The sequence below is a fragment of the Butyricicoccus pullicaecorum genome (genome assembly GCF_002160355.1).
Taxonomy (GTDB): Bacteria; Bacillota; Clostridia; order Oscillospirales; family Butyricicoccaceae; genus Butyricicoccus; species Butyricicoccus pullicaecorum.
In genome coordinates this window covers 275,232-297,417 of the sequence record NZ_NFKK01000001.1, presented here as the reverse complement: position 1 = coordinate 297,417, position 22,186 = coordinate 275,232, and the positions used below count along the sequence as shown (strand labels likewise).

Annotated in this window: 28 protein-coding genes; 10 read left to right on the top strand and 18 right to left on the bottom strand. The window is 56.1% G+C overall.

The window, feature by feature from the left end; all coding sequences use genetic code 11:
* The first annotated feature begins 22 nt into the window (after positions 1–22).
* Both aroQ and B5F17_RS01475 read left to right on the top strand, forming a co-directional pair.
* The gene (aroQ, locus tag B5F17_RS01480) at positions 23–457 is read left to right on the top strand and encodes a type II 3-dehydroquinate dehydratase (RefSeq protein WP_087370060.1); all 435 of its coding nucleotides are present in this window, start codon (positions 23–25) and stop codon (positions 455–457) included.
* Positions 454–1,518, top strand: coding sequence for an aminopeptidase P family protein (locus tag B5F17_RS01475; RefSeq protein WP_087370058.1), 1,065 nt, complete (start codon positions 454–456; stop codon positions 1,516–1,518). The genes aroQ and B5F17_RS01475 overlap by 4 nt, the downstream gene beginning before the upstream one ends.
* A 39-nt stretch (positions 1,519–1,557) precedes the next feature.
* On the opposite strand, the gene B5F17_RS01470 is transcribed toward B5F17_RS01475, so the two are convergent.
* From B5F17_RS01470 to B5F17_RS01460, 3 genes are read right to left on the bottom strand one after another with little or no spacing between them, the layout of a single operon-like run.
* Complete coding sequence (locus B5F17_RS01470; RefSeq protein ID WP_087370056.1) at positions 1,558–1,761, bottom strand: hypothetical protein; 204 nt, start codon at positions 1,759–1,761, stop codon at positions 1,558–1,560.
* On the bottom strand, positions 1,748–1,954 hold the full coding sequence (locus B5F17_RS01465; RefSeq protein ID WP_143287647.1) for a hypothetical protein: 207 nt from the start codon (positions 1,952–1,954) through the stop codon (positions 1,748–1,750). The genes B5F17_RS01470 and B5F17_RS01465 overlap by 14 nt, the downstream gene beginning before the upstream one ends.
* Complete coding sequence (locus B5F17_RS01460; RefSeq protein ID WP_087370052.1) at positions 1,911–2,093, bottom strand: hypothetical protein; 183 nt, start codon at positions 2,091–2,093, stop codon at positions 1,911–1,913. The genes B5F17_RS01465 and B5F17_RS01460 overlap by 44 nt, the downstream gene beginning before the upstream one ends.
* Before the next feature lie 413 nt (positions 2,094–2,506).
* Between B5F17_RS01460 and ybaK the strand changes: the two genes are divergently transcribed.
* Positions 2,507–2,980 (top strand): Cys-tRNA(Pro) deacylase, encoded by a 474-nt coding sequence (ybaK, locus tag B5F17_RS01455; protein ID WP_016148107.1) that lies wholly within the window; start codon positions 2,507–2,509, stop codon positions 2,978–2,980.
* Here the strand turns inward: ybaK and B5F17_RS01450 are convergent.
* Positions 2,970–3,719: a hypothetical protein gene (locus tag B5F17_RS01450; RefSeq protein ID WP_087370050.1), complete on the bottom strand. Its 750-nt coding sequence runs from the start codon at positions 3,717–3,719 to the stop codon at positions 2,970–2,972. The two genes, ybaK and B5F17_RS01450, sit on opposite strands and share 11 nt — an antisense overlap.
* Positions 3,720–3,815: 96 nt before the next feature.
* On the opposite strand from B5F17_RS01450, the gene B5F17_RS01445 reads away from it, so the two are divergent.
* Together B5F17_RS01445 and B5F17_RS01440 are read left to right on the top strand one after the other, a co-directional pair.
* The gene (locus B5F17_RS01445; protein WP_016148109.1) at positions 3,816–4,325 is read left to right on the top strand and encodes a YqeG family HAD IIIA-type phosphatase; all 510 of its coding nucleotides are present in this window, start codon (positions 3,816–3,818) and stop codon (positions 4,323–4,325) included.
* Complete coding sequence (locus B5F17_RS01440; protein ID WP_087370047.1) at positions 4,315–5,169, top strand: TIM barrel protein; 855 nt, start codon at positions 4,315–4,317, stop codon at positions 5,167–5,169. Before B5F17_RS01445 ends, B5F17_RS01440 begins: the two co-directional genes overlap by 11 nt.
* A 396-nt stretch (positions 5,170–5,565) precedes the next feature.
* Here B5F17_RS01440 and B5F17_RS01435 read toward each other — a convergent pair whose 3' ends face one another.
* Genes B5F17_RS01435 through B5F17_RS01425 form a run of 3 tightly spaced genes read right to left on the bottom strand, consistent with a single transcriptional unit; the run spans position 5,566 to position 8,688 of the window.
* Entirely contained in the window at positions 5,566–6,567 is a 1,002-nt protein-coding gene (locus B5F17_RS01435; RefSeq protein ID WP_087370045.1) for a M42 family metallopeptidase, read from the bottom strand.
* Positions 6,560–7,621 (bottom strand): M42 family metallopeptidase, encoded by a 1,062-nt coding sequence (locus B5F17_RS01430; RefSeq protein WP_087370042.1) that lies wholly within the window; start codon positions 7,619–7,621, stop codon positions 6,560–6,562. Before B5F17_RS01430 ends, B5F17_RS01435 begins: the two co-directional genes overlap by 8 nt.
* Positions 7,621–8,688 (bottom strand): zinc-binding metallopeptidase family protein, encoded by a 1,068-nt coding sequence (locus B5F17_RS01425; RefSeq protein WP_143287646.1) that lies wholly within the window; start codon positions 8,686–8,688, stop codon positions 7,621–7,623. The genes B5F17_RS01430 and B5F17_RS01425 overlap by 1 nt, the downstream gene beginning before the upstream one ends.
* Positions 8,689–8,779: 91 nt before the next feature.
* On the opposite strand from B5F17_RS01425, the gene B5F17_RS01420 reads away from it, so the two are divergent.
* Positions 8,780–9,667, top strand: a complete 888-nt coding sequence (locus tag B5F17_RS01420) for an RluA family pseudouridine synthase (protein WP_087370038.1) — start codon at positions 8,780–8,782, stop codon at positions 9,665–9,667.
* A gap of 42 nt (positions 9,668–9,709) precedes the next feature.
* Here the strand turns inward: B5F17_RS01420 and B5F17_RS01415 are convergent, their stop codons facing one another.
* The 10 genes from B5F17_RS01415 to B5F17_RS01370 all read right to left on the bottom strand — a co-directional run bounded on the left by B5F17_RS01415 (position 9,710) and on the right by B5F17_RS01370 (position 19,879).
* A complete protein-coding gene (locus tag B5F17_RS01415; RefSeq protein ID WP_087370036.1) occupies positions 9,710–10,678 on the bottom strand; it encodes a P1 family peptidase in 969 nt (322 codons plus the stop codon).
* 76 nt (positions 10,679–10,754) lie between these two features.
* A complete protein-coding gene (locus B5F17_RS01410; protein ID WP_016148116.1) occupies positions 10,755–11,387 on the bottom strand; it encodes an ECF transporter S component in 633 nt (210 codons plus the stop codon).
* A 51-nt stretch (positions 11,388–11,438) separates the two neighbouring features.
* Positions 11,439–12,221 (bottom strand): type III pantothenate kinase, encoded by a 783-nt coding sequence (locus B5F17_RS01405; RefSeq protein WP_162608041.1) that lies wholly within the window; start codon positions 12,219–12,221, stop codon positions 11,439–11,441.
* A gap of 72 nt (positions 12,222–12,293) precedes the next feature.
* A complete protein-coding gene (locus tag B5F17_RS01400; RefSeq protein ID WP_087370032.1) occupies positions 12,294–13,124 on the bottom strand; it encodes a hypothetical protein in 831 nt (276 codons plus the stop codon).
* A 72-nt stretch (positions 13,125–13,196) separates the two neighbouring features.
* On the bottom strand, positions 13,197–14,525 hold the full coding sequence (locus B5F17_RS01395) for a glucose-6-phosphate isomerase (protein ID WP_016148119.1): 1,329 nt from the start codon (positions 14,523–14,525) through the stop codon (positions 13,197–13,199).
* A 294-nt stretch (positions 14,526–14,819) separates the two neighbouring features.
* Positions 14,820–16,070: a serine hydroxymethyltransferase gene (gene glyA / locus B5F17_RS01390; protein WP_087370030.1), complete on the bottom strand. Its 1,251-nt coding sequence runs from the start codon at positions 16,068–16,070 to the stop codon at positions 14,820–14,822.
* A 392-nt stretch (positions 16,071–16,462) separates the two neighbouring features.
* Positions 16,463–16,927 carry a hypothetical protein gene (locus tag B5F17_RS01385; protein WP_087370028.1) on the bottom strand — a complete coding sequence of 155 codons (465 nt, stop codon included), beginning with the start codon at positions 16,925–16,927 and terminating at the stop codon, positions 16,463–16,465.
* 35 nt (positions 16,928–16,962) lie between these two features.
* A complete protein-coding gene (locus B5F17_RS01380) occupies positions 16,963–18,234 on the bottom strand; it encodes an ArsB/NhaD family transporter (protein WP_087370026.1) in 1,272 nt (423 codons plus the stop codon).
* Between the two features lie 286 nt (positions 18,235–18,520).
* The gene (locus B5F17_RS01375; RefSeq protein ID WP_087370024.1) at positions 18,521–19,345 is read right to left on the bottom strand and encodes a type III pantothenate kinase; all 825 of its coding nucleotides are present in this window, start codon (positions 19,343–19,345) and stop codon (positions 18,521–18,523) included.
* 3 nt (positions 19,346–19,348) lie between these two features.
* Complete coding sequence (locus tag B5F17_RS01370) at positions 19,349–19,879, bottom strand: metallophosphoesterase family protein (protein WP_143287645.1); 531 nt, start codon at positions 19,877–19,879, stop codon at positions 19,349–19,351.
* Between the two features lie 151 nt (positions 19,880–20,030).
* Here B5F17_RS01370 and B5F17_RS01365 point away from each other — a divergent pair, with 151 nt between their 5' ends.
* The 3 genes from B5F17_RS01365 to B5F17_RS01355 are packed head-to-tail and all read left to right on the top strand — an operon-like array spanning position 20,031 to position 20,970.
* Complete coding sequence (locus B5F17_RS01365) at positions 20,031–20,297, top strand: hypothetical protein (RefSeq protein WP_087370020.1); 267 nt, start codon at positions 20,031–20,033, stop codon at positions 20,295–20,297.
* 18 nt (positions 20,298–20,315) lie between these two features.
* On the top strand, positions 20,316–20,723 hold the full coding sequence (locus tag B5F17_RS01360) for a hypothetical protein (protein ID WP_087370018.1): 408 nt from the start codon (positions 20,316–20,318) through the stop codon (positions 20,721–20,723).
* Complete coding sequence (locus B5F17_RS01355) at positions 20,716–20,970, top strand: hypothetical protein (RefSeq protein WP_087370016.1); 255 nt, start codon at positions 20,716–20,718, stop codon at positions 20,968–20,970. The genes B5F17_RS01360 and B5F17_RS01355 overlap by 8 nt, the downstream gene beginning before the upstream one ends.
* On the opposite strand, the gene rsmA is transcribed toward B5F17_RS01355, so the two are convergent.
* A complete protein-coding gene (gene rsmA, locus B5F17_RS01350) occupies positions 20,967–21,845 on the bottom strand; it encodes a 16S rRNA (adenine(1518)-N(6)/adenine(1519)-N(6))-dimethyltransferase RsmA (protein WP_087370014.1) in 879 nt (292 codons plus the stop codon). The genes B5F17_RS01355 and rsmA overlap by 4 nt on opposite strands.
* 163 nt (positions 21,846–22,008) lie before the next feature.
* Here rsmA and B5F17_RS14955 point away from each other — a divergent pair, with 163 nt between their 5' ends.
* Positions 22,009–22,167, top strand: coding sequence for a hypothetical protein (locus B5F17_RS14955; protein WP_016148129.1), 159 nt, complete (start codon positions 22,009–22,011; stop codon positions 22,165–22,167).
* The last annotated feature ends 19 nt before the right edge of the window (positions 22,168–22,186 follow it).

Below are 22,186 nucleotides of genomic sequence, written 5' to 3'. Positions count from 1 at the left end.
AACGCAAACGGAGGGAACCGCAATGAAAAAAATTCTGCTGATCCACGGCCCCAACCTCAACCTGCTCGGTGAGCGCGAACCGGGTATTTATGGCCGTGATTCCATGGCTTCGATCAACGCCGAAGTCGTCGACAAGTGCCAGAAAAATGGAATGGAGTGCGTGGTCTTCCAGTCCAACTCCGAGGGTGCCATCATTGACCGCATCCACGCAGCACGCGAGGACTGCGACGCCATCATCTTAAACGCCGGTGCTTACACCCACTATTCCATCGCTATCCGCGACGCGATTGCCGCTGTTCGTCTGCCGGTCGTCGAGGTACATCTGTCCAACGTCCACGCTCGCGAAGAGTTCCGCCATGTGTCGGTCATCGGCCCGGTCTGCGCCGGTGTCATCGCAGGCTTTGGCAAAAACAGCTATTTGCTGGCTGTTGACGCGGTAAAGGGGCTGCTCGCATGAAGATTCAAGCCATCCGTGAGGCACTCACCGCACGAAACCTGGACGCCATCGTCTTGACCGACGAGAAGAATCGCCGCTACGCGACCGGCTTTCACTCGACTGCCGGTGCGCTCTATGTCTCGCACAAGCAGGCAGTGTTCTACACCGATTTTCGATATATTGAAGCGGCAAAGGCACAAATTACCGATGCCGAAGTGCGCGAGATCGGCCCCGGCCGCTCGTATGCCGGCGTTGTCAACACGCTGCTTCGAGAGGACGGTGCCAAGAAGGTCGCACTGGAGGACGATTGTCTGACCCATGCCGACTATCTGCGCTGGTCGGATAGTTTGTGTGCCGAGGCCGTCGCACAAGGTGATTTGATGAACACGCTGCGCACGGTGAAAACACAGGACGAGCTGGACAAGATCGTCCGCGCACAGCGCATCGCTGAACGTGCCTTTGAGGAAATCCTGTCCGAGATTAAGCCCGGTGTGTCCGAGCGCGAGATCGCTGCCCGTCTGACCTACTTAATGCTGCACTATGGTGCGGAAAATATGTCCTTCGACCCGATTGTCGTGTCGGGTGCCAACTCGTCCAAGCCGCACGGCGTACCATCGGACAAGCTAATCGAATCCGGTGATTTCGTGACCATGGACTTCGGCTGCATCTACGACGGCTACTGCTCGGACATGACTCGCACGGTTGCGGTCGGTTCGGTCACCGACGAGATGCGCCGGGTCTACCAGACCGTTCTGGACGCGCAGCTTGCCGGTATCCAGACCGCACGCGCCGGTGTGACCGGTCAGGCGGTGGACGGCGCTGCCCGTCAGATCATCACCGATGCCGGATACGGTGACTGCTTCGGTCACGGGTTTGGTCATGGTGTGGGACTGTTCATCCACGAAGCACCGAATGCATCCACCCGCAGCGAACAGCCGCTGCCCGCCGGTGCTGTGCTGACCGCCGAGCCTGGAATCTATCTGCCCGGCCGGTTCGGTGTCCGCATTGAGGACATGCTGTTCCTGACCGAGGATGGCAACCGCAACCTCACCCTTGCCCCCAAGGAACTGATCATACTCTAAGGCAGAAAAAAAACCGCCCAAATTGGGCGGTTTTCTTGTTTACAGCTTTTGATATCCCATTGCGTTGAGCGTCAGCTCAATGCGCAGCGGTGTAATCTGCGTATCTTCCCAGTCCACGATCACACCCGCGTTCTGCGAATCGATCGCCATGGCGGTCACACCATGCAGCATGGATATCTGCTCGCGCAGCATCCCGTAATCGGGCGTGCCCGTGCATCGAAACCGTGCTTCACGAATGGCCATTGCCGTTCACCTCTTTTTGTCGCCGCACTGCGCGATGCATGTCCGCTTCGCACTGTGCTGCCAGCAGATCGGCATAGGCGCAGCCGATGGCCTGCAATGCCCGACCGCTTTCAGCCTGCGCGGCAGCACGCAGCCAGTGCGCTGCCTGCTTACTTTGCGCGTCTGGGCGGCTCATGGGGTACATTGTAGACATCAGTGTAGGTCTCTACCTCGTCGAGCCCGGTCGGGTCCATGCGATCGGGTCGGTGGCAGCTCTCCAAGCGGCCGTAATCATCGTATTCGCACGTCGTCTCTTCGCGGTCTCCTCTGCGTTTTGGGTAGATATGTGCCATAGGAAAAACCTCCTCGTCCGGTGGATTTTCCTCTAGTTTGTCCCAAATTCCGCGAAATCATACGTGCAAATTCTTTAATACTCGTTTCTGTCCCGCGCACCCATGCCGCACGCGCCGAGAATCATCACCGTCAGGCTCAGTCCGGTCATCAAAAGCCCCAGAATAAATACACCGATCGACAAACCCTTATTCATACCATATTCACCTCTCATTTTGATGAAAAAGCATACGCAAGACGCTTTTCTCTATTATACCACACCCGAAACCGCTTTTAAAACCCGAACTTCTCGAAAACTGGCATCTTTTCCACAATTCGTCGGTCTGTTAGCCGTTCTTCTTGAAAATTTCGTGATTTCATCTCTTTTCGCAGCTCGTAAATCGTGATATAATACCATTTTAGGAGATGATACAGCATGGAAAAAACCAATGTAATGCGTATTCTCGAACAGCACGGGATATCCTATACGCCGCACAGCTATCCGCACGGCAAAGAAGCCGTGGACGGTGTTTCGGTTGCGGAAATGTTGGGACAGGACCCCGAATGTGTCTATAAAACACTGGTTGCACGCGGCAAAAGCGGCGGCTATTTTGTGTTTGATATTCCGGTGAATGCCGAACTGGATTTGAAGAAAGCGGCTAAGGCCGTCGGAGAAAAGGCCATCGAACTGGTGCACGTCAAGGAACTGCTGGGTCTGACCGGCTATGTTCGCGGCGGCTGTTCGCCGGTCGGTATGAAAAAGCAGTTCCCCACCGTTTTTCACGAGATCGCAGAAATTTTACCCACGATTATGGTGTCCGCCGGTAAGATCGGCTGGCAGATTGAGTGCGCCCCGGATGACCTCATCGCTCTGGTCGGCGCCAAGACCGCTGACCTCGTCAAGGACTGATCAGCGATTTGACATCAGGATAGCGCGCAAAAAACGGATGCACGCCCAAATCGGTCAGGCATCTGCACTTTTCCCGCATGGTATCCGAGTCGTCGAACAGGACAAAGTGCCCGTTCTCGGCCTCGTCCATGTAGGTAAAGTAACGTGCGCACAGTTCGCGCGAGAAAAATGTCTGCGCACCCGTGCGCATGCGCAGGGCTTCCCGCTCGGAAGCATGCAGCACCGTGCCGTCACTGTTTGGCGACGGCAGCGTGAAATCGCAGGACACTGGCCGCAAGTCGGCTGCGATGCGTCCGGGATAGCGCTGCACGAGTTCCTGAAACCGGTCGAGCAAACTGCCGCCCGAAATCGCAGTATCTGCAATCAGATGAGCGGTCTGTACGCAGTCTGCCTGCACAAGCGGAACATAAAGCGGCAGATGACGGTCTGCACACTGTGCATCCAGTGCGGACAAAAATGCCTGCACCGGCTCGGTCTCACGCTCGCAGTCAGCCACCAGACCAATCGCGCCCATGCGCTCGGCCTCACTGATGAGCTGCTCGCAGACCGCCGGAGAAAACCGTTCCATCCCTCGGTCACACACGCCCAGATAACAGCCCGCCATCCGCGCGGGCAGGGTCAGGCGCTCCAATCCTCCGTTTGGCCGCAGTCCCAAACACAGGTGCAAGAGCGGTAATCCGCTCGCTTTCGCCGGCCGTTCATCGGCTCCGGCACATACCAAAACCAGCTCGTGCTCCATACCCTGATCGCTTCCCTTCCCGTTTTTTTGTGCGTCGCTGTTTTGACGCTTCTATTTGTATGCATCCGTTTTGAATTTTACGACAGGAGAAATCCCATGAGACATTTGTTGACCCCTCGTTATGTATTTGACGCGGCGACCGACATCACGCCCGCGTTTTTGCTGGAACACGGCATCCGCGGCTGTCTGATCGATCTGGACGGTACGCTGGTGTCCCGTCATCAGCCCACCGGAAACGATCACCTCGTTCAGTGGCTGGACAGCCTGCGCGCCGCCGGTATCCGTCCCATGCTGCTGTCCAACAACAACGGCAACCGGGTACGCATTTTCGCCGAGTCCATCGGTGTCGAGTGGCAGGGCCGTGCCCTCAAACCCCTTGCACGCGGATTCCGTCAGGGTGCGGCACGTTTGGGTCTGCCGTTCTCGCAGATCGCGGTCATTGGCGACCAGATCTATACTGACACGCTGGGCGGCAACCGTCTGGGCGCTCTGACCTGTTACGTCGAGACCATCGACCGCGGTGATTTCTGGATTGGCGCACGCTATCACCTGCTCGAAAGTGCCTTCATTCGCCGCGCCAGAAGGAGAAATGAACATGGAAATTAAATTCGGCCCCGCCGGCAACGCGCAGTCGTTCGCCGATGCAGGGTTTAAAGCCACCGTGGACGCACCGCGCTGGCTGCACGAAATGGGACTCAATGCCTACGAGTACCAGTGCGGCCGCGGCGTGAACATCGGTGAGGAAACCGCACGCAAGATCGCGGCGCAGGCCGCCCTGCATGACATTGCTATGTCACTGCACGCGCCGTATTATATCAATCTGTCCAACCGCGACGAAGAGCGTGTGCAGAAAAACATCGGCTATGTGCTGGCTTCCTGTCAGGCTGCAACCTGGCTGGGGGCCGACCGTATTGTTGTGCATACCGGCGGCGTGGGCAAACAATCCCGCACCAAGGCGTTTGAAAATACCAAGGAAAATGTACGGGATATTCTGAACGCTGTGGAGCAGGCCGGATATACGACCACCATCTGCCTGGAAACCATGGGTAAACAGAGCGTCATCGGCTCAGCTGAGGAGATTTTTGAACTGGTCGCACTGGACGATCGTCTGCTGCCCTGTATCGATTTCGGTCACCTCAACGCCCGCACCTGCGGCAAGTGCTCGACCGAAGAGGAGTTTGCACAGGTGCTGGATTTGATGGAAAATACCATTGGAACCGAGCGTGCCCGAGTATTTCATAGCCACTTTTCGCATATTGAATACGGCCCCAAGGGTGAAGTACGACATCTGACATTTGCAGATGAACAGTACGGCCCGGACTTTTCTCCCCTTGCAAAGTTGATCGCACAGCGCGGCTGGACGCCAAGGTTCATCTGTGAATCGGCAGGAACACAGGCGGAAGATGCCAAGCAGATGATGGACATGTATCTTGCAGCGCAGAATTCGTAACGGATTCCCGCCCAAAGCCCGTAGGTCACTATCTTTATTCTCGCGCCGAGCGCGAATGAAACGAGTGGGCAAAATGAAGTTTTCGGTCAAGCCTTTTTCAAAAGGCTTGCGGAGTCTTGAGGCAGAGCCTCAAGTCGCCATCCGCAGATGGCGAAACTCCCCTTTTGAAACCCGGTGTCCGTCCCGGGTTTCAATTCAAACATACAAAAAAGAAAGACCAACCCTTCGGTTGGTCTTTCCTGAGAGTTTGCGCATCCTGCGGGATGCGCTTTTATTTTTGTTTTGGTTGATTCCGGTCATTGACCGGAATCAAAAGGGGATTTCGCCCGTTGCGACGGGCGACTCAGGGCTCTGCCCTGAGAACCCGCGGCCTTTTGAAAAAGGCCGGCGAAAACTTTATTTAGAGGCGACTGCGGCGAGCAGCTTGGCTGCGTTCTCCACATCAGCTTCGCTGCACATCTCACTCGGCGAATGGATATAACGGGTCGGAATGGATACCGCACCAGCCAGCGCACCCATACGGGTCTTTTGCAGCATCGCGGTATCAGTACCGCCAAACTTCAAGATCTCATGCTGGGTCGGAATATCCAGTGCCTTTGCGGTATCGTCCAGCAGCTTGACAACCTCCGGACTGCAAATAACCGACGAGTCCATGATCTTGACTGCCGGGCCCTTGCCCATCTCGCACGCCATCGGATATTTCTGCTCGGGCAGATCACCGGTGTCGGTCACATCGACTGCGATTGCAAGATCAGGCTGAATCGCGTAGGCTGCCGGGCCTGCGCCACGCAGGCCGACTTCTTCCTGTGCGGTAAAGACAAAATACACGTCGTTCGGCACGGTCTCGGGCAGCTGCTCCATTGCCAGAAGCAGCGTTACGCAGCCAATGCGGTTGTCCAGATACGGGCCGCACAGCACGCCGTTCTGGGTGAAGGGCTGCGCCTCAAAGACGGCAAAATCACCCACGCGCACCATACGCTCGGCGTCTTCCTTATCCTTCGCACCGATATCAATAAACAGATTGCCCTGGGTCATCTCTCTCCACGGGGTCTTCTCCTCGAACGAGATCACACCGCGCGTGCCGTTTGCAAAACGAATCTGAATGTTGATCAGATCCGACCACGACAGACCTCCGACCTGCGAAAAGCGGATAAAACCCTTCTCGTCGATGAACGTCGCAACCACGCCGATCGAGTCCATGTGCGCGGCAAACATGATCTTCTTCTTGTCTTCCGCAGTGCCCTTCTTGCGGCAGATCAGATTGCCCAGTGCGTCGGTCTGGATATCGTCGCACAAATCGCCCGCCATCGCGCCGATGACCTCGCGCACATCGTCTTCCCGTCCGGACGGGCCGAACGCGCCGCCGACCTGCTTAAAATATTCAAAAACCTTAGACATCCTGGTCTCCTCCGATTTCCTCTAAAAATGCCTTTGCTGCGCGGTAGACCGCGATGATATCGCTCTCTGCTGCAACCGACGAGGGCGAATGAATATAGCGCAGCGGTGCCGCCACGCCCACGGTGCGCACACCCTGCACGCTCTTATGGATGCGTCCGGCATCCGTGCCGCCTGCGACCATGTGCTTGGTCTGCCATGCGATACCGCGTGCCTCACAGGCATCGCGCATCATTTCAAACAGCTCTGCGTCGTAGATCGTGCCGCGATCCATAAACGGCAGCACCGCACCCTTGCGCAGTGCGCAGACCTGCTTGTGCGGCGGTACATCGGCCAGATCAGCCGCTGTCGTGCCCTCGACCACCAGGCAGAACGCCGGCTGGATGGCAAATGCAGTCGTAGCTGCACCGCGCAGGCCGACTTCCTCCTGCACGTGGAAGCAGAACCAGGTATCGACCGCAGGCTGTTCGCGCATGAGCAGCAGCAGAACCGCGCAGCCCAGACGGTCATCGAGCGCCTTGGCCTTGAGCATACCGTCGCCAAATGACACGATCTCAGGCGCAAACATGCCGCAATCGCCCAGCGACAGCTTGGCCTCGGCCTGTTTCTTACTCGTGCAGCCGATATCGATATACAAATCACGGGTTTTGGGTGCGTGCTGGCGCTCGCTGGCCGTGGTCAGATGCACGGCCTTGATGCCGATAATGCCCTCGACCGTGTCGCCCTCCTCGGTGTGGAACTGGATGCGTCGTCCGATGACCACACGCGGGTCGACACCGCCGACAAAGCCAAACTTGACCATACCGTCCTCGGTGAACGACTTGACGATCACACCGACCTCGTCCATGTGTGCGCACAGCATGATCGGCTGCTCAGTCAGATTGCGTCCCTTGCGGAACACCATGAGGTTGCCCATCGGGTCGGTCTCAATGCGGTCAGCATAAGGCATCGCCGCTTGCAGAATATACTCGCGCACCTCGTCTTCCCAGCCCGACGGGCCGAATTTTGCACACAGGGTGCGCGTCAATGTCAAAAGCTCTTCATATTCCCGCTCCATTACAGGCGCACCTCCCCGTCAAACTGGCGTAAAAAGTGGTACATCAAATCACCGACCGACTCAGCATCGGACAGCTTGATGGTCTCGATGGGCGTGTGCATATAGCGCAGCGGGATGGACAGGATAGCCTGCGCCGTACCCGTGCCGATAATCTGCATCTCCCAGGCGTTCGTGCCCGTATTACCCTCCATGACCTCGATCTGATAATCCATATCTTCAGCCTTGGCCGTACGGATGAGCGCACGGGTCAGGGCGCGGTTCATGTTCGGGCCCATACCGATCATCACACCGCCGCCGTACTCAAACTGATCGGATGCGTCCGGGGTCTTGGCGTGGCTGACATCGACCGCAATGGCGTAATCCGGTCGAATGTGGAAGGTGCCGAGCGTTGCACCCAGCGAGGTGACTTCCTCCTGCACCGACAGCAGCACAGCAACATCGACCGACAGGTCGACCTTGCGCAGCTTTTGCAGGGCGTATGCGATGGCAGCCGCACCTGCGCGGTCGTCCAGGCTGGGACCGGTGATGGAATCCTTGGACAGCTTGGGCATGTGCGCCTTGTCTGCCGGGAACCAGATGGGCGTGCCGACCGGAATTCTGGACTTTGCGTCCAGCAAACCGGTATCGATAACCATCTCGTGAATCGGAACGGCCTTGTCCGACTCGTTGGCCGCCAGCAGATGCGGCGGCTTGCAGGCAACAATACCGTACAGTTTCCCCTCCGGTGCGCCGATCGTGACCTCTGCACCCAGTAGCATACGCGGGTCGACACCGCCGACCGACTGAAATCTCAAAAATCCATGATCGAGCGTCTCGGTGACAACAAAGCCGATCTGGTCGAGGTGCGCATCCAGCAGGACGGTCTTTGCGTCCGGTTTTCCCGAGCGAATGCGGCCGATGACGTTGCCAAAGCGGTCGACCTCGATCTCGTCGCACAGCGGTGCGAACAGCTCGCGCACGCGCTCGGACTGCGCACGCTCAAAGCCGCAGACCATCGGAATGGCGGTCAGCTGCTCGATCCAGGTGCGCATCGATGCCTCAGGCATCGCTTGTTCTATCTCGTGCAAGGCAAATTCTCCTTTAGTGGTAAAATTTCTATCCTTATTATAGTCGTTTTGTGCTTGCGATACAATTAGAAATCTTGTAAGATGTATAGATATGGAAAGAATCGTATTTTATGAATGCAGCCAAAGCTGCGCAGGCACGACGGTCGAGCGATTTCTGCGCCGGCAGGGCGTGTCCCACCGGGTTCTGGTCGACCTCAAAAACACGCCGAACGGCCTGACACTGAACGGAAAACCGGTGCGCACGATCGACCGCCTGCCGCCGGAAGGCAAACTGCGTCTGTGTCTGCCCGAGACCGACCGCAGTGACACCATCCCACAGGCAGACATTGCGCTCGACATCGTTTATGAGGACGACGACCTGTTTGTCGTCAACAAACCGGCCGGTCTGGCCGTCCATCCCTCCCCGCAAAATCGGGAAAACACGGTCGCAAACGGTCTGGCCGCGCTGTACACCACACGCAAAGAGCCCTTTGTCTTTCGCGCCATCGGCAGACTGGACAAAAACACTTCCGGGCTGATCGTTCTGGCTAAAAATGCGCTGTCTGCCGGTCTTTTGACCACCCAAGCCGCGCAAAAGGTCATGCACCATGACTATCTGGCGGTGTGCACCGGCATGCTGCCCGACGAGGGCACGATCGACGCGCCGATTGGCCGTGCAGATGGCTCGGTTATTCGCCGCGAGGTGCGACCGGACGGCGATCATGCGGTCACGCACTTCGTGCGCCTCGCCTATCGGGACGGGTACTCGCTGGCGCGGGTATGGCTGGACACCGGACGCACCCATCAGATTCGCGTACACTTCGCCCATCTGGGCTATCCTTTGCCCGGTGACTTTCTCTATCATCCGGATTTTTCGCGCATCCAGCGCCACGCCCTGCACGCCGGTGCGCTCTGGCTGCGTCAGCCGGTGACCGGTCAGCCGCTGCACTTCACCGCTCCACTGCCGGACGACATGCGCATCTTTTTCCCCGATGCATGAACAAAAAGCTCCCTCGGATGATCTCCGAGAGAGCTTTTTCTCTTATACGAGTCCCAAGTCACGCATCGCCGGGAAACCGCACATGCCGTGCGCCGCGCGCACCGCGCGTCCGACTGCCTTACCCATGACGTAAGAAGCCAGCGTGCCCACGACATCAATGTTTGCCTCTACCATGCCGAGCGACAGCGCATAGATCGAGTCGCCATCGTTCGAGGTGTGTACCGGGCGAATGGTACGCGCAAAACCGTTGTGCGCCATGGCTGCGATCTTGCCCATCTTGGACTTGTCAAACGCCGCATTGGTCACAATTGCGCCGATGGTCGTGTTGGCTGCATAGCCGGCTGCCTTCTGCGCCTCCATCGCGTAAATGAATTCCTCGCTCGAGCGCAGACCGGTTCCATCTTCGCCGCGCAGACCGGCAAGCTGCTTTCCAGTGTCGATATCGTAGATATCGCCCATCGCATTGACCGCGACAATCGCGCCCACGCACAAATCACCGTTGCGTACCGCATAGGTACCCAGACCGCTCTTCATCGCAAAGTCCGCGCCGCCGCACTTGCCCACCGTGCAGCCCGTACCAGCTCCCACGCAGCCTTCCTCAACCGTGTCACGCCGTGCATTTAAACATGCCTGATAGGCCATTGCAGCGTCCGGGCGCACGTCCTTGCGTCCAATCGCCAGATCGAACACGCACGACTGGCAAACCAGCGGGACACGGGTCACGCCCACGTCAAAACCAATGTCTCGCTCTTCCAAATAGCGCATGACACCGCCTGCCGCGTCCAGTGCGAACGCCGAACCACCCGAGAGCACCAGTGCATGAATGCCGGTCGATGCCGCACGCGGATCGAGCAGCGGTGTCTCACGCGAAGCCGGGCCGCCGCCGCGGATATCCACGCCGGTCGGTGCGCAGGTGTCGCACAGCAGTACGGTGATGCCGGTCGCTGCCTCCATATCCTGCGCCTGTCCAATCTGAAATCCGCCTACTTCCAGAATGCCGATCTCTTCCATCTGTCAAGCCTCCTTATTTTCTTGTCATAAAGCAACTGGCCGGCGCTTGCCGACCAGTTTTTTCTATTCCATGTTGTTATGCGCGGCTTGCCTGTCTGCCAACAGCCAGAACTGCCTTGCTGACAGCGGCAGTCAGAACGGCTGCAATGATTGCCTCGGGCACACCGTTGAGTCCGACAACGCCCATGATGACGCCGAGCAGCAGGCTCGGATCGGTGCCGCCGGCTGCGGCATACTGCTCGCCGAAGAGCAGATAAATCAGACCCATAACGCCAATGGTGTTGACCATCGATCCGACAAAGCCGGATACTGCCAGCGAAATGGTCTCGTTATGAATGAGCTTTTTCAGTGCCATGAATACCAGGCCAGCGCACACACCGATCAGGATACGCGGTACGATCGCAACGATCAGGCTGGTCCAGCTGCCGTGGAATTCCGGGCTGAAGCTATAAAACGGGGTAAAAACGAAAGAAGTCAGGTTGGGCGAGATCGTCGCACGCACAACACTTGTGATACCGAACAGGCCGCCCAGCACGCCGCCCATCTTGGGGCCAAGCAGGCACGCACCGATGATGACCGGGATGTGCATGGTCGTCGCATTCATAAAGGGCAGCGGGATATAACCCAGCGGCGTGAATGCCATGACCAGCATGAGCGCGGTCAGCAGCGCCATTTGCGTCAGCAGACGCACGTTCGTTTTCTTTTGCATGATGATAAAACCTCCTGCTGCCGTCCCGTTTTCGGGTACAGCGCAAATTTTTTACTTGGCTTCCCTGCCGTGATTTCGCCGCCAGATGTCGGCCAATCCCCAGAGTGCAAGCGTGGGCGCATGAATGGTGGGAATGCGCAGATAAGGACGCACCACCTCGGCCATACCGCCGGTCAGCACCACGGTCGGCGTACCGCCCAGTGCTGCCGCGTATCGCTCGGTCATGCCCTCGATCATCGCCGCTGTTCCGTACACCGCACCGATGCACAGTGCCTCGGCGGTGTTCCGTCCGAGCACGTTCTGCGGTACGTCGTCCAGTCCCACGGTTGGCAGCTGCGCGGTGTGCTCATTGAGCGCAGTCAGTGACAGCTGCACACCCGGCGCGATGGCCGAGCCTACCAGTGCTCCGGTGTGGTCGAGTGCGGTGAACGTCGTCGCCGTTCCCAGATCCACCACCACGCACGGCATGGGATAGGTATGACTTGCATGTACGGCGGTTGCCACGCGGTCGGTGCCCAGAGAGCGCGGTTCCGCGATCTTGAGATTGAGTCCGGTTTTGACGCCGGTGCCGACGACCAGTACCGGTCCGTCGGTCAGAAAGCGCAATGCACGCGCCATGGTATGCGCCATGCCGGGTACAACCGAGCAGATAGCCGCACCTGTGACAGGCAGGCTGTCCGCGTGATGGAGCGCCAGCACATTTTTGAGCGTACAGGCGTACTCCTCTCCGGTCTGTTTGCGGTCGGTTGCGATCGAGGCGACAAAACGGATGTCGTCCCCGTCAAAACCACCGATGGTGACATGGTTATTTCCAATATCCAGCGCGATGAGCATAATCTTCCTCTCTCCCTGGCAGGATGCCTTTTCCATTATACTGCCGAAGGGTGCTGTTTGCAAGAAAAATGATTAGCTTTTATCCTGCATTCCGGGCTGATGCCCGCTCTTTCCCAGATCGTTTGCGATATCGCGCAGCAGCGGATTCGAGGGCGGGCCGGATACTTCCTCGGGCTGCTCCTCATCATTGAGCCGCTCGACAATCCAGCCAATTCCGGCCATCAGCGGAAACGGCGCATAGAGTACTTCAAATACCAATTGCGCAGCCAAAACACCCGTGCTGACCGGCTGTGCCGCAGCGATCATAAGGCCGATGACCGCATTCGGAATGCCCACGACGATCAGCATACACAGCAGATTGCCGACCTGACCAGACATACGGGAAAAGGAATCCCGAATCGCCTCTGTCGCGCTCATAGCCTCTTCGCTGACAAACAGAACTTCGCACATATAGACGCGCAGAAGCAGCCAGGCAATGACGACAAAACCGATCACCATCACCAACACGATCAGACCGCTATAAAATAATACGATCGTCAGCGACATGGACATGAGCAGCGGAATCAAAAGAGGCAGAATGATCATGGCGCCCTGAATGAGGTAAAGTACGATCGCACCGCCCCATCCTTCCAGCGACCGGTAAAACGCTGTCAAATCCGCATAATTGGGCTTGGTCTCGGTTCTCCACAGATGGGTCAGGCACAGCACCGCGCCCAGCGTCAGCGGCGACAGCAGCAGCCAAGCCACCAGAACAAACAATCCTTGATTCCATCCCAAGACCTGTTCCCAGACAAATTGGATGATACTTTGCAGGGTTGTGTAACCCAGCGCGAGAATCAACAGTCCCACCACATTCTCACGATACAGCCGCCATGCCTTACACCGAATTTCATGGTTACTCATATTCTTACGCCTCCTTCCCGAAAAAACAGCAAGGCGGGAACGCCTCTTGCGCTCCCGCCTGATTTCCGTGCCTTACAGTCTAGCTTCCAGAGCTTCCTTTTCCTTCTCAAATCCGGGCTTACCGAGCAGCGCGAACATATTCTTCTTGTATGCCTCAACGCCCGGCTGATCGAACGGATTGATGCCCAGCAGGTAACCGGACAGACCACATGCCTTCTCGAAGAAGTAGATCAGGTAGCCGAGGTGGTACTCATCGTTGCGATCGATCTCGAGCACGATGTTGGGGGTGCCGCCGTCGCAGTGTGCCAGCAGCGTGCCAGCGTATGCCTTGGAGTTAACAAACTGCATGCTCTTGCCAGCCAGGTAGTTCAGACCGTCCAGATCGTCCGGATCAGCCTCGATGAACAGATCTTCCTTCTGCTCACGTACCCATACAACGGTCTCGAACAGATTGCGGGTACCGTCCTGAATGAACTGACCGATCGAGTGCAGGTCGGTGGAGAAGTTTGCCGATACCGGGAAAATACCCTTGTGGTCCTTACCCTCAGACTCTGCAAACAGCTGCTTGAACCACTCGCCCAGCATAACCAGAGAGGGTTCGTAGTTAACCAGAATCTCGGTCTGCTTGCCCTTGCGGTACAGGATGTTGCGCAGAGCTGCGTACTTTGCACAAATGTTGTCCTTCTTCTTGAAGTCAGCCAGTGCGTCCTGTGCACCCTTCATAACAGCTTCCAGATCCAGACCAGCAACAGCCATCGGCAGCAGGCCAACAGCGGTCAGGACAGAGAAACGGCCGCCGACATCATCCGGTACCACGAAGGACTCATAGCCCTCAGCGTCTGCCAGACCCTTGAGCGCACCCTTTGCCTTATCGGTGGTTGCATAGATGCGATCCTTTGCGCCTTCCTTGCCGTACTTATCTTCTACCAGCTTCTTGAAGATGCGGAATGCGATTGCAGGCTCGGTGGTCTTACCGGACTTGGAAATTACATTGACCGAGAAGTCACGGTCGCCGATGATCTTAATGATGTTGGACAGATAGCTCGACGAAATGTTGTTGCCCACGAAGTAGATTTCCGGGATACCTTCCGGACGAACGCCGTTGTACTGCTGGCCGTTGATGAACTCAATGGCAGCGCGTGCGCCGAGGTAGGAACCGCCGATACCGATAACGACCAGAACCTCGCTCGACTGCTGAATCTTCTTGGCAGCCTTCTGGATGCGGGCAAACTCTTCCTTGTCGTAATCGTTGGGCAGATCGACCCATCCGAGGAAATCATTACCGGCTGCGGTCTTGCTCTCGAGCATTTCCGTGCAGGTATCCATCAGCGGTGCCAGGCACTCGACTTCCCACGGACGAACAAATGCGTCAATACCAGTCAGTTTCAATTCCATAGACATTTCAAACACCTCAATATTTATACTTTCTCATACCACGACAGTCCTGGGACTGCCTTTAGTCATAGTTTACTACCATATCCGAACCTGCGCAATACCTTTTGTCTAAAACACCAATACTTCCCCATTTTTTACACGATTGTGCCAAAAACAACAAATTTTCCACCATATCCCAGGGCATCCTTCGCTGTACCATGGTGTTTCTCTCCTCCGGTTTCAAACCATATGGTTACATTTTGACACAAAAAGAGTCCCTATCCGCACTTTGGACAGGGACTCTTTGTATTTCAGCAAAACTTATGCACCGTAGATCGGGAACTGTGCAACCATCTCACAAACGCTGCGGCGGATCTCGTCAGCCTTTGCGTCAAAATCGGTTGCTGCCTGCCAGATAAACTGTGCAATGCGTACCATTTCGGGCTCGCCAAAGCCGCGCGTGGTAACAGCCGGAGTACCAACACGCATACCGGAGGTAACAAACGGACCTTCGGGATCGTTCGGAATGGCATTCTTGTTGGCGGTGATATAGACTTCATCCAGACGGCGCTGGAGCTCCTTACCGGTCACGCCTGCCTTGCGCAGATCGATCAGTGCAAGGTGGTTGTCGGTGCCGCCCGATACCAGATCAAAGCCCTGCTTCTGCAGCGCCTCAGCCAGTGCACGCGCATTGTTTACGACGCGGGTCTGGTATGCCTTGAACTCGGGCTTGAGTGCCTCACCGAAGCAGACAGCCTTTGCTGCGATGATGTGCATGAGCGGGCCGCCCTGGGTGCCCGGGAAGATTGCCTTGTTGATCTTCTTTGCGATCTCCTCGTTGTTGGTGAGGATAACGCCGCCGCGCGGACCGCGCAGAGTCTTGTGCGTCGTGGTGGTGACGACATCGGCGTACGGTACCGGATTCTGGTGCAGACCAGCAGCAACCAGACCAGCGATATGTGCCATATCGACAAAGAGGTAAGCGCCGACGCTGTGTGCGATCTCAGCGAACTTCTCGAAATCGATAGCACGCGGATATGCAGAAGCGCCTGCGATAATCATGCGGGGCTTGTGCTCCTCAGCCAGCTTGCGCACGCCCTCGTAATCGATGCGGCCGTCGTCATCAACGCCGTAAGGAATGATGTTGTAGAGAATACCGGACTGATTGACCGGAGAACCGTGGGTCAGGTGACCGCCGTTGTCCAGGCTCATGCCCAGAACGACATCGCCCGGCTTGCACAGTGCCTGATAGACTGCCATATTTGCCTGTGCACCAGAATGCGGCTGTACATTGGCAAACTGTGCCCCAAACAGCTTGCATACACGTGCGATCGCCAGGTTTTCTACCTCATCAACGCACTCACAGCCACCGTAGTAGCGCTTTGCCGGATAACCCTCTGCGTACTTATTGGTCAGAACCGAACCCATTGCAGCCAGAACTGCTTCGCTGACGATATTTTCCGAAGCGATGAGCTCAATATTACGCACCTGACGGTCGTACTCTTTTCGAATCATCGCACCTACTTCAGGATCGAATTTGCCGACCAAGTTCATTGCGTCCTGCATCACCATACAACTTCCTCCTCAAAACAGCTAAGAATAGTAGAAATCGGCGACATGCCGACCGAATTCAACTCATATAATGATTATTGCATATTTCCTAGAAAATGCAACTATGATTCGTGTTATTCGGTTATTTTTGTCACTTTATACGTTTCCCAACCATACAGCTGCATTATTTTTGGGAATTTCCCCGATTCCATTTTCTCGTTTCTTCTGTACATATACAAGGCATCGGTGTGTCCGCGAAATACTATACCATATATTGTGCATCTCACACGGACATTAGACGACTTCCTCCGCGTATATTCGACCATGTTTTTCGCTCGATTTCATGCATTCCCGCTTACTTTTCCGCCAATCAAAAAGCACAGCCATGCGGCTGTGCTTTTCTCGATGTTTTTTTACTTGATCTCAATGCGCTCAGAGGACTCGTTGAGGTCTGAGATGCGGGCGATGATGACCTGCAGGACATCGTAAATCTCTTCCAGCTTCTGCGGATCGGTATTGTGCGTCAGGAACAGGCGCTCGATCTGACGGGATACCTCGCTGCCCGCCTGGAACGTCTTAACGAATGCCGGGAAGTTCGAACTCTTAACCGCGTTGCGGAACATCGCGATGTCCTTGCGGATGAAGTCTACAATTTCGTCCGCGGTGCCAAACTTGCCGTGTACGATCGCATAGGGACGCATACGCTGCAAGAAGAACTTGTCACCCTTGGTAATGTTGAACACGTACGACACCTTGGTACCGTCATCCAGTTCAAAGTCCACAAAGTACATGTTGCTGCGAATCATTCGGATATCCTTGGTCTGGAGCTGACGCAGCTTCAGCGCAATAATATCACCAGTCACCGTGTTCTCATTCATACATTTTCCTCCTTCTCAGATGGCCGCAGCCATACTTATGCAAAACGGAGCAGCAGATACACCATGGAAATGGCAACCGACAGAATCATCATCGGGAAGCCAACCTTCAGATAGCTCATGAAGGTGATGGGGTATCCATTCTTGTTGGAAATACCAGACAGAACGACGTTTGCGGAGGCGCCGATGAGCGTACCGTTGCCGCCGAGGCATGCGCCAAGCGACAGAGCCCACCAAAGCGGAGTCACATCCATGCCGCTCTCGGCCTGGATTGCTAAAATCATAGGAATAAGGGTTGCAACGAACGGAATGTTGTCCAGGAAGGACGATACGATCGCGGAAACCCACAGGATAATGAGCATGGTCAGCACCATATTGCCGCCCGTCATACCAATCAGCAGCGTTGCCAGCTGATCAATAACGCCGGTTTCTTCCATACCGCCGACGACAACAAACAGACCGATGAAAAACAGGATGGTCGACCACTCGACACCCATGATGACGTCTTCAACGTCCTGCTTGCCAACGATCATCATGATCACTGCGGCCAGCAGTGCAATGGTGCACGATTCCATACCCAGCGAGGAGTGGAACATAAAGCCGATGACAACCAGACCGATCATGACAACGCTCTTGATGAGCAGCGATTTGTCCTTGATGGCACGGTTTTCATCCAGCTCCATAACCGCCTGCATGGCGTCATCCGACACCTTGAGCTTGCGGCCAAACATCAGGTAGAAGCACAGCAACGAAGCTGCCATGATGATGACAACGGCCGGAGCCGTGTTCAGAATAAAATCGGCAAAGCCCAGACCTGCTTCCGAACCGATCATAATGTTCGGAGGGTCACCGATGAGGGTCGCCGTACCGCCCATGTTGCTGGCTAAGATCTGGGTCAGCAGGAAGGGCACCGGGTTGACTTTCAAAATCGAGGTAATTGCCAACGTCATCGGGCCGACCAGAAGAACGGTGGTAACGTTATCCAGGAAGGCCGACAGCACAGCCGTAATGATGGTGAATACTGCCATGATCGCCCACGGCTTACCGTGGGTCAGCTTGGCAGACTTGATCGCAATGTATTCAAACAATCCTGAGTTCTTGACGACGGCTACAAAGAGCATCATACCGACCAGCACACCGATGGTGTTGACGTCCACGTGCTCAATCGCACTGTCAACCGTCAATACGTGGGTGACCAGTAGGATGACTGCGCCCGCAAGCGATGCCGCCGCGCGATGAACCTTCTCCGAAACAATCGCGACCATGACCAAAAGGAAGATCACAATGGAAATAATTTCATTGGGGCTCATTTTCATTTCTCCTATCTGTCAAAGACTTTTTTTCTACCTCGTACATCTTAGCACTTGAATTTGAAAAAGTCAAAGTAAGAGATCACAAAAGTAACCCGTATTTTACAATAAATTTCCATCAATATCACAATATAGTTGAAGATTCATCTATTTTACACTGGATGTTCCATCGCTTGCGCTTTGGTCAATCTGCTCAAAATAATTTTCTGAAACTTGTATACAGGAACCAAAAGCCCAGCATGCGCCGGGCTTTGTGTATCAAAAAGTATCTTTTGCGAAAAAACGATCAGCCCTCTTCGGTCGCTTCTACCGCACCGTTCTCCGCGATCCGACGGTTTTTGAAGACCTCGCGGTTGTTCTCATAGATGCGGCGCAGACCATCCATAGTCAGATTGGGGTCAACGTCGTCGATCAGGCCGCAGTGCTCAGCCATCATGCGACCCATACCGCCGGTTGCAACCACGCGTGCGTCTCCCTCGAGTTCCTTCTGCATGTCCAGAATGATACCGGTCAGCGCACCCACATAGCCACGTACCGCACCCGACTGCATGGACTGCACGGTCGTGCGGCCGATGGCCTTCTCGGTGCGTGCGATATCGACGCGCGGCAGCTTGGATGCCTTCATAAACAGCGCTTCCATCGCGATCTTGATACCCGGGAAGATGGCACCGCCCAGATATGCGCCGTCCTTGTCGATGCAGTCAAAGGTAATCGCCGTGCCGATGTCCACGATGATCAGCGGCGTTCCGTACTTCTCGATAGCAGACACCGCATTGACCAGTCGATCCACACCGACTTCACGCGGGTTGGCGTAATGGTTTACGATACCCGTGGGCACATCGGTGCCGACGATCATGGGCTTGAGCGAAAAATACTTGCGAATCGCATTGGTCAGCGAGTACATCACCGGCGGCACAACCGACGCGATGATGACCGCGGTGGTGTCCTCGGGCTTATAGCCCTTAAAGTGATAATATTGCAGAATCATCATACCAATCTCGTCCGAAGTAGACGAGGCATTGGTCGAAATACGGAAGGAACCGCGCAGTTCCTCTCCCTCAAATAGGCCGAACACCATATTGGTATTGCCTACGTCAATGGCTAACAGCATGTTTTAGAACCATCCCCACTTTTTTTGCTTCTTTTTTTCCGGATCCCAAAGACCACCCTGGGTGTCATGCAGCGTAATACAGTCCACACGACCCTCGTTCAGCGTCAGCACCGCATACGAGGCAACCCCGCGGCGCGGCAGGCTGATCGAGCCAGGATTGAGCACCTCAACCGTTCCGTGCTTCGCATGGTAAACGATATGGGTATGACCAAACAGGGCCAGCTGACAATCCTGCTCGGCAGCGTGCGCCGGTACATTGCCCGGAGACGAGAAGCAGGCGCCATCGCGATGGCCATGGGTCAGATAAATTCGCACACCTTCCAAGGTAACAACCGACTGCAGCGGTACATCTGCGCCCCAGTCATTATTGCCCAGCACGGCATAGACCGGCAAATCGGGATAGCTGTGCCGCAGTTCACAGGCATCCTCGTAACAATCTCCCAAATGGATGACCGCGTCCGGGCACTCGCGCTCAGCCGCGTCGTACACGTCCAGCATTCGTCCGTGAGAATCGGAAATCACCACTATTTTCACTGCGCACCGCCTCCTGTCTGTCGGAAAAAATCCCCTTGGAATCTACGCTACACTATACACGAATTTTTTGTCTCTGTAAAGTACCCCGTGCACATTTTGCCTCACAGGCGCATAGACTGAAGCAAAGAATTTGCGCAGGGAGGCACATGACATGAACAATCTGGAACAGATCTTAAATCAGCTCAATTTACAGGCAAACGACCCGCGTTTGGCCGCTTTGACCCAGTTTTTGCAGACCGAACAGGGCAAATCGCTCGCGCAGAGCGTCAGCCCGCAGACCGCCGGACGCATCACCCAGGCGGCACAGGCGGCAGGACGCGGCGATCAGGCCGCTGCACGGCAGGCCATACAGGAAGTCCTGCGCTCACCCGAGGGCGCCGCACTCGCCAATCGCCTGCGTTCCATGCTCGGGCAGTAACCAAAAGGAGGTTTCGCAATGGCCGAAAGTGACATGCTATCCGCTCTGCTGAACGATCCGCACGCGCTCGAGCAGGCCTTATCGGCCGCGAGTGCTCTGCTGGGCGGTTCCGATCCGCCCGCCATGCCGCCGATGTCCGAACCGTCCGGGATGCCCTCCGCTTCCCCGTCGATGTCGGCCTCGGCAAACGATGCCTATGACCCGTCCGCCGATCTTATGCGCCGCGCCATGCCCGTCCTCGGACGCATCGCCCAGCGCGGTCAGACCGCGGTCACACCGCAGAAGCGTGCGCTGCTCAACGCGGTCAAACCCTTCGTCGGCGCGCCCATCCGTTCGCAGATCGACCGCGGCATGCGTCTGGTCTCGCTGGCCTACATGGCAACCGCCGTCTTAGGCTCGCCCGATGAGGACACGCGCCATGTATAATGAATATTTGCAGCAGGCCGCGCCCGATGAGTTCTCCGAACCCATGCGGGAACAAACAACACCCGCCTCCGGTCTGTCTTCCGGCGGCGGGCTCATGCAGCTGCTGACCGATCGGCTGGGCGGTGCCAAACTGGACGCCGACACCCTGGTCGCCATCGCGGTCATCTGGTTTCTGTTGTCTGACGGCAAAGCGCTGGACACCGACCTGCTCATTATCATCGGTGTCCTGCTCCTGCTCGGGATTTAGCACATACCCTTGGCACGCATGAGTGCACAGGCTGCGCTGGTCAGACGGGCGTAGTCCTCGAGCGACAGACGCTCGCCGCGTACACGCGCATCCAGTCCGCAATAGGTCACCATCTCGGTCAGCTGTTCCTTGTCAAACTTACCGCCGAATACCGTACCCATCGCGTTGACCAGCGTCTTGCGGCGCTGACCAAAGGCCGCACGCACCAAATCAAAAAACAGTTTCTCGTTTTCCACCTGTACGGCAGGCTGAGCCAGCGGCGTCAGGCGAATGACTGCCGAGTCTACCTTGGGCTGCGGAACAAAGCAGTCGCGCGGCACGTCAAAAAGGTACTCTGCGCGCGCGTGGTACTGAATGTAGATGGAAAACGCCGAGGAATCCCCGGTTCCTGCCGGTGCACAGATGCGCTCGGCCACTTCCTTCTGTACCATGACCGTGATTCCGGCAAACGCGCCGCTGTCGAGCAGCGCCGAGATGGCCGGACTGGTGATATAATACGGCAGGTTTGCGCAGGCATAGACGGTCTTTCCCGGGAACTTCTCCTCGCACAGTGCCTTGAGGTCGGTCTTGAGCACGTCGCCCTGTACCACCTCGACGTTATCACAGTCCGCGAGCGTCTCCCCGAGTACCGGGAACAGCGCGCGGTCAATTTCAATCGCCGCGACCTTCTCAGCACGCTTAGACAGCTCGACGGTCAGGCAGCCCATACCCGGGCCGACTTCCACCGCACAGCTGTTTTCATCCACACCGCACTCAGCCGCGATGCGCTCGGGTACCCACTGCTCGGTCAGGAAGTTCTGTCCGAGCGATTTGGAAAAGCGAAAGCCGTGACGGGCTAAAATCGTTTTGATGTCCTGTATATCACAAAGTCCCATGCATATCTCCTATCTTTGTTCTGATCTCATCTATTTTTCTGTTGTTCTATTATATCACAAAGGTTCCGGTTGCTTGTACTGACTTCTGTCACAAATTTCAGCGCACCGGCGCGTATGCTTTGGGCATAAGGCGGAAATACTGGATGACAGAGGTGATGGTTCTATGCGAATTGGATACGGAGCACTGGGCAGTGACCTGGGACGGTACTTCCGCAGCCTGCCCAAAAACGTGCAGGAAAACATCATGCAGTCCGGTGTCGTCTTTCACACCGAACAGGATATGCGCAGATGTGTCGAGTACCTGATGGAAAGTAAAAACTGACGAAAAACGCGGCCGTGAG

Coding starts and splice junctions, on each gene's coding strand:
- aroQ (WP_087370060.1), top strand. CDS start 23: ATGAAAAAAATTCTGCTGATCCACGGCCCCAACCTCAACCTGCTCGGT.
- B5F17_RS01475 (WP_087370058.1), top strand. CDS start 454: ATGAAGATTCAAGCCATCCGTGAGGCACTCACCGCACGAAACCTGGAC.
- B5F17_RS01470 (WP_087370056.1), bottom strand. CDS start 1,761: ATGGCCATTCGTGAAGCACGGTTTCGATGCACGGGCACGCCCGATTAC.
- B5F17_RS01465 (WP_143287647.1), bottom strand. CDS start 1,954: ATGTCTACAATGTACCCCATGAGCCGCCCAGACGCGCAAAGTAAGCAG.
- B5F17_RS01460 (WP_087370052.1), bottom strand. CDS start 2,093: ATGGCACATATCTACCCAAAACGCAGAGGAGACCGCGAAGAGACGACG.
- ybaK (WP_016148107.1), top strand. CDS start 2,507: ATGGAAAAAACCAATGTAATGCGTATTCTCGAACAGCACGGGATATCC.
- B5F17_RS01450 (WP_087370050.1), bottom strand. CDS start 3,719: ATGGAGCACGAGCTGGTTTTGGTATGTGCCGGAGCCGATGAACGGCCG.
- B5F17_RS01445 (WP_016148109.1), top strand. CDS start 3,816: ATGAGACATTTGTTGACCCCTCGTTATGTATTTGACGCGGCGACCGAC.
- B5F17_RS01440 (WP_087370047.1), top strand. CDS start 4,315: ATGGAAATTAAATTCGGCCCCGCCGGCAACGCGCAGTCGTTCGCCGAT.
- B5F17_RS01435 (WP_087370045.1), bottom strand. CDS start 6,567: ATGTCTAAGGTTTTTGAATATTTTAAGCAGGTCGGCGGCGCGTTCGGC.
- B5F17_RS01430 (WP_087370042.1), bottom strand. CDS start 7,621: ATGGAGCGGGAATATGAAGAGCTTTTGACATTGACGCGCACCCTGTGT.
- B5F17_RS01420 (WP_087370038.1), top strand. CDS start 8,780: ATGGAAAGAATCGTATTTTATGAATGCAGCCAAAGCTGCGCAGGCACG.
- B5F17_RS01415 (WP_087370036.1), bottom strand. CDS start 10,678: ATGGAAGAGATCGGCATTCTGGAAGTAGGCGGATTTCAGATTGGACAG.
- B5F17_RS01410 (WP_016148116.1), bottom strand. CDS start 11,387: ATGCAAAAGAAAACGAACGTGCGTCTGCTGACGCAAATGGCGCTGCTG.
- B5F17_RS01405 (WP_162608041.1), bottom strand. CDS start 12,221: ATGCTCATCGCGCTGGATATTGGAAATAACCATGTCACCATCGGTGGT.
- B5F17_RS01400 (WP_087370032.1), bottom strand. CDS start 13,124: ATGAGTAACCATGAAATTCGGTGTAAGGCATGGCGGCTGTATCGTGAG.
- B5F17_RS01395 (WP_016148119.1), bottom strand. CDS start 14,525: ATGTCTATGGAATTGAAACTGACTGGTATTGACGCATTTGTTCGTCCG.
- glyA (WP_087370030.1), bottom strand. CDS start 16,070: ATGGTGATGCAGGACGCAATGAACTTGGTCGGCAAATTCGATCCTGAA.
- B5F17_RS01385 (WP_087370028.1), bottom strand. CDS start 16,927: ATGAATGAGAACACGGTGACTGGTGATATTATTGCGCTGAAGCTGCGT.
- B5F17_RS01380 (WP_087370026.1), bottom strand. CDS start 18,234: ATGAGCCCCAATGAAATTATTTCCATTGTGATCTTCCTTTTGGTCATG.
- B5F17_RS01375 (WP_087370024.1), bottom strand. CDS start 19,345: ATGCTGTTAGCCATTGACGTAGGCAATACCAATATGGTGTTCGGCCTA.
- B5F17_RS01365 (WP_087370020.1), top strand. CDS start 20,031: ATGAACAATCTGGAACAGATCTTAAATCAGCTCAATTTACAGGCAAAC.
- B5F17_RS01360 (WP_087370018.1), top strand. CDS start 20,316: ATGGCCGAAAGTGACATGCTATCCGCTCTGCTGAACGATCCGCACGCG.
- B5F17_RS01355 (WP_087370016.1), top strand. CDS start 20,716: ATGTATAATGAATATTTGCAGCAGGCCGCGCCCGATGAGTTCTCCGAA.
- rsmA (WP_087370014.1), bottom strand. CDS start 21,845: ATGGGACTTTGTGATATACAGGACATCAAAACGATTTTAGCCCGTCAC.
- B5F17_RS14955 (WP_016148129.1), top strand. CDS start 22,009: ATGCGAATTGGATACGGAGCACTGGGCAGTGACCTGGGACGGTACTTC.